The 11068-nt window shown below is 66.2% G+C and carries 12 protein-coding genes; 2 read left to right on the top strand and 10 right to left on the bottom strand.

Going from position 1 to position 11068, the window contains the following annotated elements:
• Positions 1-14: 14 nt before the first annotated feature.
• The 7 genes from HPA01S_RS21850 to HPA01S_RS21820 form a co-directional block, all read right to left on the bottom strand.
• Positions 15-881 (bottom strand): phosphoribulokinase, encoded by an 867-nt coding sequence (locus HPA01S_RS21850; RefSeq protein WP_066273522.1) that lies wholly within the window; start codon positions 879-881, stop codon positions 15-17.
• Positions 882-938: 57 nt separating this feature from the next.
• Positions 939-2036, bottom strand: coding sequence for a class 1 fructose-bisphosphatase (locus HPA01S_RS21845; RefSeq protein ID WP_066273519.1), 1098 nt, complete (start codon positions 2034-2036; stop codon positions 939-941).
• Positions 2027-2779, bottom strand: coding sequence for a ribulose-phosphate 3-epimerase (rpe, locus tag HPA01S_RS21840; protein ID WP_370671006.1), 753 nt, complete (start codon positions 2777-2779; stop codon positions 2027-2029). The genes HPA01S_RS21845 and rpe overlap by 10 nt, the downstream gene beginning before the upstream one ends.
• Before the next feature lie 67 nt (positions 2780-2846).
• Positions 2847-3617 (bottom strand): HAD-IA family hydrolase, encoded by a 771-nt coding sequence (locus tag HPA01S_RS21835; RefSeq protein WP_066273515.1) that lies wholly within the window; start codon positions 3615-3617, stop codon positions 2847-2849.
• Positions 3610-4596, bottom strand: coding sequence for a CbbX protein (gene cbbX / locus HPA01S_RS21830; RefSeq protein WP_084360905.1), 987 nt, complete (start codon positions 4594-4596; stop codon positions 3610-3612). The genes HPA01S_RS21835 and cbbX overlap by 8 nt, the downstream gene beginning before the upstream one ends.
• A gap of 158 nt (positions 4597-4754) precedes the next feature.
• Positions 4755-5189 carry a ribulose bisphosphate carboxylase small subunit gene (locus tag HPA01S_RS21825; RefSeq protein WP_066273513.1) on the bottom strand — a complete coding sequence of 145 codons (435 nt, stop codon included), beginning with the start codon at positions 5187-5189 and terminating at the stop codon, positions 4755-4757.
• A 152-nt stretch (positions 5190-5341) separates the two neighbouring features.
• Complete coding sequence (locus HPA01S_RS21820; RefSeq protein ID WP_066273512.1) at positions 5342-6811, bottom strand: form I ribulose bisphosphate carboxylase large subunit; 1470 nt, start codon at positions 6809-6811, stop codon at positions 5342-5344.
• Between the two features lie 107 nt (positions 6812-6918).
• Between HPA01S_RS21820 and HPA01S_RS21815 the strand changes: the two genes are divergently transcribed.
• On the top strand, positions 6919-7854 hold the full coding sequence (locus tag HPA01S_RS21815; protein WP_066273511.1) for a LysR family transcriptional regulator: 936 nt from the start codon (positions 6919-6921) through the stop codon (positions 7852-7854).
• A 92-nt stretch (positions 7855-7946) separates the two neighbouring features.
• Here HPA01S_RS21815 and HPA01S_RS21810 read toward each other — a convergent pair whose 3' ends face one another.
• Positions 7947-8915 (bottom strand): Bug family tripartite tricarboxylate transporter substrate binding protein, encoded by a 969-nt coding sequence (locus HPA01S_RS21810; protein ID WP_066273509.1) that lies wholly within the window; start codon positions 8913-8915, stop codon positions 7947-7949.
• Positions 8916-8944: 29 nt separating this feature from the next.
• Complete coding sequence (locus tag HPA01S_RS21805) at positions 8945-9883, bottom strand: dihydrodipicolinate synthase family protein (RefSeq protein ID WP_066273507.1); 939 nt, start codon at positions 9881-9883, stop codon at positions 8945-8947.
• 89 nt (positions 9884-9972) lie between these two features.
• On the opposite strand from HPA01S_RS21805, the gene HPA01S_RS21800 reads away from it, so the two are divergent.
• Positions 9973-10809 (top strand): IclR family transcriptional regulator, encoded by an 837-nt coding sequence (locus tag HPA01S_RS21800; RefSeq protein WP_084360904.1) that lies wholly within the window; start codon positions 9973-9975, stop codon positions 10807-10809.
• A gap of 177 nt (positions 10810-10986) precedes the next feature.
• On the opposite strand, the gene HPA01S_RS23645 is transcribed toward HPA01S_RS21800, so the two are convergent.
• Positions 10987-11068 (bottom strand): hypothetical protein (locus HPA01S_RS23645; protein WP_084360903.1); only part of this gene is annotated, 82 nt, incomplete at its 5' end.

The following is an 11068-nucleotide window of genomic DNA, read 5'->3' as shown; positions in this document are numbered from 1 at the left end:
CAGGGGGGAGTCACCTACCTCTTCCTCTCCATCATTCGCCAGACGAAGGGCGTGAAGATCAGCTGCATCGCCAGTTCCATCTTGCCGCCGGGCACCACGATGGTGTTGGCGCGCGACATGAAGGAGTCGTGGACCATGCTCAGCAGGTACTGGAAGTCGATGCCCTTGGGCTTGGCGAAACGGATGACCACAAAGCTCTCGTCGGGCGCCGGAATCTCGCGCGCGATGAAGGGGTTGGAGGTGTCCACGCAGGGCACGCGCTGGAAGTTCACATGCGTGTGCGCGAACTGCGGGCAGATGTAGTTCACGTAGTCGGGCATGCGGCGCAGGATGGTGTCGGTCACCGCCTCGGTGCTGTAGCCGCGCTTGGACTTGTCGCGCCAGAGTTTCTGGATCCACTCCAGGTTGATCACCGGCACCACGCCGATGAGCAGGTCGGGGTGCTGGGCGATGTTCACCTCGGGCGTGATCACCGCGCCGTGCAGGCCTTCGTAGAACAGCAGGTCGGTGCCGGCGGGCAGTTCTTCCCAGGGCGTGAAGGTGCCGGGTTGCTGCTGGTAGGGGGCGGCCTCGTCGTGGTCGTGCAGGTACTTGCGCGAGCGGCCGGTGCCGCTGCGCCCGTAGCTGGCGAACAGCGCCTCCAGTTCGGGGAACAGGTTGTTCTCCGGCCCGAAGTGGCTGAAGTGGCCGTTGCCCGCGCGCTCGGCCTCGGCCTGGCGCTGCTTCATCTGCTGGCGGTCGTGGCGGTGGAAGCTGTCGCCTTCGATGATGGCGGCGGTCACGCCTTCGCGGCGAAAGATGTTCTCGAAGGTGCGGGTGACCGAGGTGGTTCCCGCGCCCGACGAGCCGGTGATGGCGATGATGGGGTGGCGTTCAGACATGGTGGTGTCCCGTGGAGTTGAAGAAGCGGTGCGGGTTCGGGCGCAGGCCGGTGGCGTTCACACGCGGAACAGGCTGCGCTCGTGGAAGAGCGGGTTGTCCTGGTCCTTGCGCACCGGCTCGGCGTGGTAACGCTCGATGCGCTCGACTTCGTTCTTCGAGCCGAACACCAGGCCGATGCGCTGGTGCAGGCCTTCGGGTTCCACGCCCAGCATGGGCACACGCCCGGTGCTGGCGCGCCCGCCGGCCTGCTCCATGATGAAACCGATGGGGTTGGCCTCGTACAGCAGGCGCAGGCGGCCGGGTTTGCTGGCGTCCTTCGTGTCGCGCGGGTAGAGGAACACGCCGCCGCGCATGAGGATGCGGTGCGCCTCGGCCACCATGCTGGCGATCCAGCGCATGTTGAAGTCTTTGCCGCGTGGGCCGGTCTTGCCCGCCAGGCACTCGTCCACATAGCGCTTCACCGGCGCTTCCCAGAAGCGGCTGTTGGAGGCGTTGATGGCGAACTCCTGCGTGTCGGCTGGCACGCTGAGATCGGGGTGGGTGAGGAAGAACTCGCCCAGGTTCGGATCGAGCGTGAAGCCGGACACGCCGTTGCCCACGCTGATCACCAGCATGGTGGTGGGGCCGTAGAGCGCGTAACCGGCGGCCACCTGCTGCGTGCCGGGTTGCAGGAAGTCGGCCTCGGTCACTTCGCGGCCGGCCTCGGTGCCGTCGGCCACCGGTGCGCGCAGCACCGAGAAGATGCTGCCCACCGACACGTTGACGTCGATGTTGCTGGAGCCGTCGAGCGGGTCGAACACCAGCAGGTATTTGCCACGCGGGTAGGCCGCGGGAATCTGGTACGGCGCGTCCATCTCTTCCGACGCCATGCCCGCGAGCTGGCCGCCCCACTCGGTGATGCGCAGGAAATAGTCGTTGCTCAGCACGTCCAGCTTCTTCTGCGTCTCGCCCTGCACGTTGACCGAGCCACCGGCCTCCGCGGCGTGGTTGCCGAGCACATCACCCAGCGCACCGAAGGCCACCGCGCGCGCGATGGCCTTGCAGGCCATGGCCACGTCGAGGATGAGGGCGTTGAAGTCACCGCTGGCTTCGGGGAAGCGGCGGCGTTCTTCGATGAGGTATTGCGTGAGGGTCTTGCGGCCGGTCAATGGCATGGGGTGGTTCTCCGCGAGGTGAGGCTGGAAGGTTGGAAATCCGTTGAGTCGGCTGCGGCCGCGGCCTGGCGCATCGCGTGCATGACGCCGTGGTAACCGCCACCCGCATCGGGTGCGCCAAAGACCGCACTGCCGGCGACGCAGATGTCGGCACCGGCCTGGACGATCTGGCCGATGTTGTCGAGCTTCACGCCGCCGTCCACCTCCAGCCAGATGGGTTGTCCGCCGGTGGCGATGTGTGCGTCGATGCGGTGGCGTGCCTCGCGCAGCTTGTGCAGCGTGGCGGGAATGAAAGCCTGGCCGCCGAAGCCGGGGTTCACGCTCATCAGTAGCACCATGTCCAGCTTGTCCATCACATGGTCCATCCAGGCCAGCGGCGTGGCCGGGTTGAACACCAGGCCGGCCTTGCAGCCGTGCGAGCGGATGAGTTGCAGCGTGCGGTCCACATGGCGCGAGGCCTCGGGGTGGAAGGTGATGCAGTTGGCGCCGGCCTTGGCGAACAGTGGGATGAGCGCGTCCACCGGCTCCACCATCAGGTGCACGTCGATGGGGATCTGCACGTGCGGGCGGATCGCCTCGCACACCAGCGGGCCGATGGTGAGGTTGGGCACGTAGTGGTTGTCCATCACGTCGAAGTGCACGAAGTCCGCGCCCGCCGCTTCGATGGCGCGCACTTCGTCGCCCAGGCGCGCGAAGTCGGCCGAGAGGATGGACGGGGCCAGCCGCACGGCGGGGGCAGGCAACGGGGAGGGGTTCGCTCGGGACATCGTGGGGCGGCTCGGGTGTGTGGAGGGAATGGGGCGCGGCCGATCAGGCCGACTCGAACAGGGTGCTGCCGGCGTGCCAGCGGCGCAGGGCGTCCACCGTGACCCAGCGCTGGTCCATGCCGGCCACGCCTTGCGGCAAGGGCTGCGCCAGATCACCCAGGTGCGGCAGCACCAGCAGGGCATCGTCAAAGCGCTGGCCGGCGGTGTGCACGGTGGGCGTGACCAGGGTCTGCAGGCCGGCGGCGCTGGCCGCGCGCAGGCCGTTGGCCGAATCCTCGAACGCCAGGCAGGCCTGCGCCGGCAGGCCCAGCGTGGCCAGCACCTGCTGGTACACCAGCGGGTCGGGCTTCTTGCGCGCGGCGGTGGCGGCGTCGCCGATGGCCGCGAAGTGGCGCCGCCAGTCGGGCCCGAGCGGGGTGCGCAGCAGGGCGTCGATGTTGGCCGGCGTGGTGGTGGTGGCGATGGCCAGGCGCAGGCCGCTGGCGAGCGCCTCGCGCATCAGGCGCAGCACGCCGGGGCGCAGCGCCAGCTGGCCGCCGCTCACGCGGTTCTCATACAGGCGCGTCTTGATCGCGTGCACGCGGTCGATGGTGGCGCGCGCGGCGGCACCACCGGCGACCTCGGGTTCCACCATGTGCCAGTGGTGCGCAATGCGCTCCTTGCCACCCGAGACCTGCAGCAGGCGGGTGTAGGTGGCGTCGTCCCAGTGCCAGCCCAGGCGCACCTCGGCAAAGGCGTCGTTGAAGGCGGCGCGGTGCGCGGCCTCGGTGTCGGCCAGCGTGCCGTCCACGTCGAAGATCAGGGCTTCAAGCATGCCGGGCTCCTTCGTTGCTGAACAGGCGGCTGCCGAGGATGTCGGGTGCCTGCAGCGTGGTGAGTTCTTCCGCCGTGAGCTCGCGGTGCGGCTGCGCGAACAGGCGGCTGGCCTGGCGCAGGCGGGCGCGGTCGAGCGCGTTGCGCACGCTGCGGGCGTTCGCGAAATGGGGCTGCTCCAGGCGCAGGCCGATGTAGCGCCCGAAGGCCTCGGCCGCTTCGGGGCTGAAGCGGTAGTTCTGCTCGGCCAGCATCTGGCGCGAGATCTGCATCAGCTCGTCCGCGCCGTAGTCGGGGAAGCTGAGGTGGTGGGCGATGCGCGAGCGCATGCCGGGGTTGGACTGGAAGAAGGTGTTCATGCGGTCTTCGTAGCCCGCGAGGATCACCACCAGGTCGTCGCGGTGGTTCTCCATCACCTGCAGCAGGATCTCGATCGCCTCCTGCCCGTAGTCGCGTTCGTTCTCGGGCCGGTAGAGGTAGTAGGCCTCGTCGATGAACAGCACGCCGCCCATGGCCTTCTTCAACACCTCACGCGTCTTGGGTGCGGTGTGGCCGATGTACTGGCCCACCAGGTCGTCGCGCGTCACCGCCACCAGATGGCCCTTGCGCACGTAGCCCAGGCGGTGAAGGATCTGCGCCATGCGCAGCGCCACCGTGGTCTTGCCGGTGCCGGGGTTGCCCGAGAAACACATGTGCAGGCTCGGCGGCTGCGAGGGCAGGCCCAGGCCGGTGCGCAGCTTGTCGATGACGAGCAGCGCCGCGATGTCGCGCACCCGCGCCTTCACCGGCGCCAGGCCCACGAGTTCGTCGTCCAGCTCCTGCAGCACGGCCTCCACCTGCGTGTCGGCCAGCACCGCGCCCACGGAGCGCGGCGGCTGCGCTGTTGCTTCGGCGGGCGCCTCCGGTGCCGCCGCGGTGGTCACGGCGGCATCGGCCGGTGGTGGCGTGCTGCCGGGGATGGCGTAGAGCGTGGTGTTCATGGGCGCAAGAGGGCGGTTGAAGGTGGTGCAGGGCGCGTTGCGAGAGGGCGTTCAGCCCGTCGCACCACGGAACCGGCTTTGCCGGGCCGTGGGTGCGGTCCCCCTCCCGCCGCAGGCGAGAGAAGGGGAAGCCGCGCAGCGGCGCAGGGGGTGCTTCTTCAATACCTTTCGCCCTCGGGGCGCACCGCGCCGTAGCCGCGCGTGGTGTAGCGCAGGCTGCGGCCGTTCACCTCCTGGCGCTCCAGCATGAAGCCGGGTTCGGTGGGCGGGCGGTTGACGATGAAGCTCATCGCAATCGTCTCGACGTTGCGCGTCGAGTCGAAGGCCATCATGCGGATGTAGTGGCGCGGGAAAGCCTTGCGGCAGGCCTGCAGTTCCTGCAGCACACCGGCGGCGTCGTGCAGGTCGAACATCGGGTTGCCGTACATCGCCCAGTAGGTGTTGCGCGGGTGCGGGTCGTCGGTGTATTCCACGCTCCAGGCGTAACCCTTGCGCAGGCCGTATTCGATCTGCGCGGTGATCTCGGCGTCGGTGAGGTCGGGCAGGAAACTGAACTGGCCTTGCGTGATGCGGCCGGTGGGGTTGGTCATCATGGTGAGGAACTCCAGAAAAAGAAGAAGGTGCAGGCAGGCAAGCAGCAGCGCCGATCCAGGGGCACCGCGGATCCGGCTCCGCCGGTCCCGGGTGCCATCCCCCTCCCGCCGCAGGCGAGAGAGGGGGAGGCCGCGCAGCGGCGCAGGGGGTGTCAGGCCAGTGCAGGCGTTGCGACGTAGTCGCTGCTGTCGGTGCTCTGGTAGTTGAAGCTGATCTCGCCCCAGGTATCGAGCGCGGCCTTGAGCGGGCTGCAGTGCTGCGCGGCCTGCTTCAGGATGGCCGGGCCTTCCTGCAGCAAGTCACGCCCTTCGTTGCGCGCCTTCACCATGCATTCCAGCGCCACGCGGTTGGCCACCGCGCCGGCCTGGATGCCCATAGGGTGGCCGATGGTGCCGCCGCCGAACTGCAGCACCACGTCGTCGCCGAAGAGGTCGATCAGCTGGTGCATCTGGCCGGCGTGGATGCCGCCCGAGGCCACCGGCATCACCTTCTTGAGGTCGGCCCAGTCCTGGTCGAAGTAGAGGCCGCGTGGCAGGTCGGTCTTGGTGTAGCTGTCGCGGCAGACGTTGTAGTAACCCTGCACGGTGAGCGGGTCGCCTTCGAGCTTGCCGACGGCGGTGCCGGTGTGCAGGTGGTCGCAGCCGGCCAGGCGCAGCCACTTGGCGATCACGCGGAAGCTCACGCCGTGGTTCTTCTGCCGCGTATAGGTGCCATGGCCCGCACGGTGCATGTGCATGAGCATGTCGTTCTTGCGGCACCAGTTGGCCATGCTCTGGATGGCGGTGTAGCCGATCACCAGGTCCACCATCACGATCACCGAGCCCAGCTCCTTGGCGAACTCGGCGCGCTCGTACATGTCTTCCATGGTGGCGGCGGTGATGTTCAGGTAACTGCCCTTCACTTCACCGGTTTCGGCGCTGGCCTTGTTCACCGCGTCCATCACGAACAGGAAACGGTCGCGCCAGTGCATGAAGGGTTGCGAGTTGATGTTCTCGTCGTCCTTCATGAAATCGAGCCCGCCCTTGAGGCCTTCGTAGACCACGCGGCCGTAGTTGCGGCCCGACAGGCCCAGCTTGGGTTTGGTGGTGGCGCCCAGCAGCGGGCGGCCGAATTTGTCGAGCCGTTCGCGCTCGACCACCAGGCCGGTGGGCGGGCCCTTGAAGGTCTTCACGTAGGCGACCGGGATGCGGATGTCTTCCAGGCGCGCGGCCTTCAGCGGCTTGAAGCTGAACACGTTGCCGATCAGGCTCGCCGTCATGTTGGCGATGGAGCCTTCCTCGAACAGGATCAGGTCGTAGGCCACGTAGGCGAAGTACTGGCCCGGGTTGTTCGGCACCGGAATCACCTTGTAGGCCTTGGCGCGGTAGCTGTCGCAGGCGGTGAGGCGGTCGGTCCAGACCACCGTCCAGGTGGCGGTGCTGGATTCGCCGGCCACGGCGGCGGCGGCCTCTTCAGGGTCCACGCCGTCCTGCGGCGTGATGCGGAACAGGCACAGGGTGTCGGTGTCCTTGGGCACGTAGTCGGGCATCCAGTAGCCCATCTGCTTGTACTTGAGCACGCCAGCGCTGTAGCGCTTTTTGGCGTCCTTGATCTCGGTGGAACCAGTGGGGGCTTCGCTCATCGGGTGCTCCAGAAAATGGGGGGTGGCAGGGGGTGGAGGGGACTGTAGGTTTGGCCTCGGATAAAGTAAATTCACGATTTCTTGTGAATCGATTAAGGAATTGCTTAATGAGAAACGCGACCTTCCGGCAACTGCGCGTGTTCAGCGAAGTGGCGCGGCACCTGAGCTTTTCGCGCGCGGCACAGGTGCTGCACCTCACGCCACCGGCGGTGACGATGCAGATCAAGGAGCTGGAGGGGCACGTGGGCATGCCCCTGTTCGAGCGCAACGGCCGCAAGGTGTCGCTGACCACCGTGGGCGAGTACATGCTGGTCTATGCGCGCAAGGTGCTGGCCACGCTGAAGGACGCCGAAGACGCGGCCGCGCGGCTGCAGAAGCTCGAGACCGGTTCGCTGGTGATCGGCATGGTGAGCACGGCCAAGTACTTCCTGCCGCACCTGCTGGCGGAGTTCCGGCGCGAGCACGGCAACATCGACATCCGCCTGGCGGTGAGCAACCGCGAACAGCTGGTGAAGATGCTGCACGCCAACGAGGTGGACATCGCCATCATGGGCCGCCCACCCAAGGAACTCGCCACACGCGCCGAGCCGTTCGCAGCACATCCGCATGTCTTCGTGGCGCCGGTGGACCACCCGCTGGCACGCGCCGGCCAGGTGCCGGCGGCGGTGCTCAAGGAGTACGACTTCATCGTGCGCGAGCAGGGCTCGGGCACACGCGCCGCGCTGGAGAAGTTCCTGCTGGGCGAGCACGTCGAGTTGCGCGTGATCATGGAAATGGCCAGCAACGAAACCATCAAGCAGGCGGTGATCGCCGGCATGGGCTTGAGCTTCCTGTCGCTGCACACGGTCGGGCTGGAACTCAACAACCGGCTGATGGCGGTGCTCGACGTGGACGGTGCGCCGGTGGTGCGCGCCTGGAACGTGGTGCACACCTTGTCCAAGCTGCTGTCCCCGGCCGCCGAGGCTTTCCGCTACTTCGTGCTGGAGCGGGGAGAGCGGTATCTCGCGGAGAACTACTCCGCGTGGGTGACGTTGGACACGTGAGCCCGGCTTGCGGCAGCCAGGCCGCCGTCCTGGCTGCCGTTCAGCGTTGCAGCGCCAATGGCCAGGACGGCGTGATGCCCGTGTCGGGTCTTCTATTCAGCCTTGATAGAGGCGTCCTGGATGACCTTCTTCCAGCGCTGGGTTTCCTGTGCAAGGAACAGCTTGAACTCGTCGGGGCTGCCGCTGGCCGGCTCGGCGCCGATCATGTGCAGCTTTTCGAGCCCAGGTCCACTTTGAAGACCGCGGACCACTTCTGCGTTGATCTTGTCGACAAGGGCGCGCGGCGTGCCGGCAGGTGCAAAGAGGCCGAACCATGAACTCACATCGAAGCCCTTGTAGCCCAGCTCGTCCAGCGTCGGCACTTGCGGCAATGCGCGGGACCGGGCCAGGGTGGTCACGGCCAGCGCCTTGAACTGGCCCGACTTCACATACGGCTGCGCCGTCGGAACCACGTCGAACATGAAATCGAGCTGTCCTCCCAGCAGATCTGTCACCGCTTGCGAGCTGCCCTTGTAGGGGATGTGGTTCGCCTTGATGCCCGCCTGGTTCATGAAGTACTCCGCGACCAGGTGCGTGACGTTGCCGGTGCCGGCAGACCCGTAGTTGAGCCGGTCAGGCTTGTTCTTCAACCAGCTCACGAAGCTGGACACGTTATTGGCCGGGGCGTTGGGCTGCACCACCAGAATGGCGGGCGTTTTCGCCAGCAGCGCTATGGGCTCGAAATGACGGACGGGATCGTAGGGAAGCCTGGCTTGCAGGCTCGGGTTGATCGACATCGGTCCGATGGAGCCCAGCAGGAGTGTGTAGCCGTCGGCGCTGGACCGCGCCACGTGCTGGGCGCCGATGGCACCACCGGCCCCCGCCCGGTTGTCGACGAGGACGGGTTGCTCCCAAACGGTGGACAGGTGGCTCGCGACGGTGCGCGCCACCGCATCCACGGCGCCGCCGGGCGTGAACGGCACCACGATCGTGATGGCGCGGTTGGGATAGGTCTGCGCAAAGCCCGTGGCGGACAGCATTGCAAGCGCCGCGACCAGCACGTGACGTTTCAGGTTTCTCATGAGTTGTCTCCTGGTTGTTTTTTATGGGATCAGAGCAGACCGGCCTCTGTCAAAGCCTCGCGCACGAGCGCTTTCTCTCGGCTGTCGAGTTTCACCCAGGGCAGTCGAACGACGTCGTTGGGCAGCCGCTTCAACATGCACAGTGCGTCCTTCATGCGCGTGTGCATGTCGAGAACCGGGTCGCCATAGAAGCAGCGTGCCAGGGGGTAGATGCGGTCGTTGAGCTGGCGCGCCGTGGCCAGGTCGTTCTGTTGCACCGCATTCCATAGGGCCACGTGGAGGTCGGCAATGACGCTGCCGGAGCCCGACAGAATGCCATTGCAACCCAGCACCAGCGAGGGCAGCAGCCATGCGCTGTGGGTGGTCAGCACGTTCACCGGCCGGGGAAGGTTCTGCAGGACACGGATGTTCCTTTCGTGCATGACCGGGTTGTTGCTGCGGTCCTTGATGGCCTTGACCGAAGGCACAGCTTCGAACAGCTGGAGCATGGTGTCGAGGGTATGGCCCTGACCCGATGACATCTCGAACTGGAAGACGATCAGCGGCAAGTCGGTGACGTCGGCAATCGCCTTGTAGTGGTCGATGGTCATTTCCGGCCGCATCACCGCGCCACGCGTGAACACCGCCGGTGGAAACACCAGCAAGCAGGACGCACCACCTTCGTCGGCCTGCTTGGCGATCTTGGCCGCGTCCGCAGCGCCGTGTGCAAACACACCATGCATCAGGGGAACCTTGTCGCCCACTTCGTCGACCATGATGTGCAGCGTGCGCTTCTGTTCTTCCAGCGTCATGGCCGGCACTTCCTGCGAAACGCCATTGATGCAGATGGAGCTGATGCCGGGTGTGTCGGCAATGTCCTTGATGTGGCTGCGCAAGGCGGTCTCATCGATGGACAAGTCGTCGTGAAAAGGCATGAGTGCGGCGGGAATGACGCCAGCGGGGTTGTAGTCCTGGAACTTGCGTGCCATGTCGGGTGTTGCTCCTGAAGAGTGTCAGCGGGATCGCTGGCCGGACTGTAGGCAGGCGCCGGGTTTGCAACAATGCTATTGTCCAATTGATGAACATCAAATCAGACCTGATGACGGGCCCGGGCGTTTCCAAGTCGCTGGAGCGCTCCATTGCCATCCTTCGGGCTTTGACCGCCCCTCAGCCGGCCGGTTTTGCACTCACCGAAATCGCGCGTGCCACGGAAATACCCCATCCCACAGTGCATCGGCTCCTGAAGCAGTTGGCGCAGGCGGGCATGGTGGCGCTCAAGGGCGAGAAGCGTTATGTGCTGGGGCCGCTGGCCTTCGAGCTGGGCCTTGCGGCGGCAGATCATCACGACATCCGCGAAAAGTGTGTCCATTCAATGAACAAACTTTCGAGGCTGACGCATGACACTTGCTACCTGGTCATTCGCAGTGGCGCGGATGCCGTGTGCGTCGATCGGCGGGAGGGCACATTCCCGATCCGGGTGTTGACCCTGGACATTGGCAGCAGGCGGCCGCTGGGGGTGGGCGCGGCGGGGCTGGCCATCCTGAGTGGCCTGCCCGACGAAGAGGCGGAGGCCATCATTGCCGACATGGGCGACCGCCTGCGGTCGTTCAACCGTCTGACGCAGTCCGACCTGAGGGCGCAGGTGAAAGAGGCCAGGCGCAGTGGTTTTGCGGTCAGCGGCAACTGGGTCACGCTGGGCGTCACCGCGGTGGGTGTGGCCATTTCAGATGCCAGCGGCCGACCGTTCGGCGCTTTGAGCGTCTCTGCCGTAAACCACCGCATGCCTAAAGAACGCTGGCCGGAACTGGCGGCCATGCTCAAGGTGGAAGCGCAAGGCATTCAGGCCCGGCTCATCGGCAGCAAGCCGTCTTCTTCCAAGGGGGCGCTGCAGAACCCGGCATCCAACCGCGACTGAAGCGCTGGTGCGCCCCCAGTCCGCTGGAGGCCCACGCCGAGGCCTTGAGCAGGGAAGGCCACCAGCGCAGCGGCTGCGGAGGGGCAGGCTTTTCAGATGGCCACCGATGCCGCCGATGGCCTTGCATCCGGCACGGGTGATGACAACGGAAGGTGTCTGTTGATCCTGTGTTGTGGGTCAGCTGATAGAGGCGATCAGTTCCGGCACAGCCTCGAACAGATCGGCCTCCAGCCCGTAGTCGGCCACCGAGAAGATCGGC

It is taken from the genome of Hydrogenophaga palleronii NBRC 102513 (assembly GCF_001571225.1).
In the GTDB taxonomy this organism is placed as follows: domain Bacteria; phylum Pseudomonadota; class Gammaproteobacteria; order Burkholderiales; family Burkholderiaceae_C; genus Hydrogenophaga; species Hydrogenophaga palleronii.
The sequence above is the reverse complement of the archived record's forward strand: the minus strand, read 5'-3'. Positions and strand labels throughout refer to the sequence as shown.

Bases quoted from the DNA above. Each gene is read 5' to 3' on its own strand.
- HPA01S_RS21850 (WP_066273522.1), bottom strand. From the start codon at position 881: ATGTCTGAACGCCACCCCATCATCGCCATCACCGGCTCGTCGGGCGCG.
- HPA01S_RS21845 (WP_066273519.1), bottom strand. From the start codon at position 2,036: ATGCCATTGACCGGCCGCAAGACCCTCACGCAATACCTCATCGAAGAA.
- HPA01S_RS21835 (WP_066273515.1), bottom strand. From the start codon at position 3,617: ATGCTTGAAGCCCTGATCTTCGACGTGGACGGCACGCTGGCCGACACC.
- cbbX (WP_084360905.1), bottom strand. From the start codon at position 4,596: ATGAACACCACGCTCTACGCCATCCCCGGCAGCACGCCACCACCGGCC.
- HPA01S_RS21825 (WP_066273513.1), bottom strand. From the start codon at position 5,189: ATGATGACCAACCCCACCGGCCGCATCACGCAAGGCCAGTTCAGTTTC.
- HPA01S_RS21820 (WP_066273512.1), bottom strand. From the start codon at position 6,811: ATGAGCGAAGCCCCCACTGGTTCCACCGAGATCAAGGACGCCAAAAAG.
- HPA01S_RS21815 (WP_066273511.1), top strand. From the start codon at position 6,919: ATGAGAAACGCGACCTTCCGGCAACTGCGCGTGTTCAGCGAAGTGGCG.
- HPA01S_RS21810 (WP_066273509.1), bottom strand. From the start codon at position 8,915: ATGAGAAACCTGAAACGTCACGTGCTGGTCGCGGCGCTTGCAATGCTG.
- HPA01S_RS21805 (WP_066273507.1), bottom strand. From the start codon at position 9,883: ATGGCACGCAAGTTCCAGGACTACAACCCCGCTGGCGTCATTCCCGCC.
- HPA01S_RS21800 (WP_084360904.1), top strand. From the start codon at position 9,973: ATGAACATCAAATCAGACCTGATGACGGGCCCGGGCGTTTCCAAGTCG.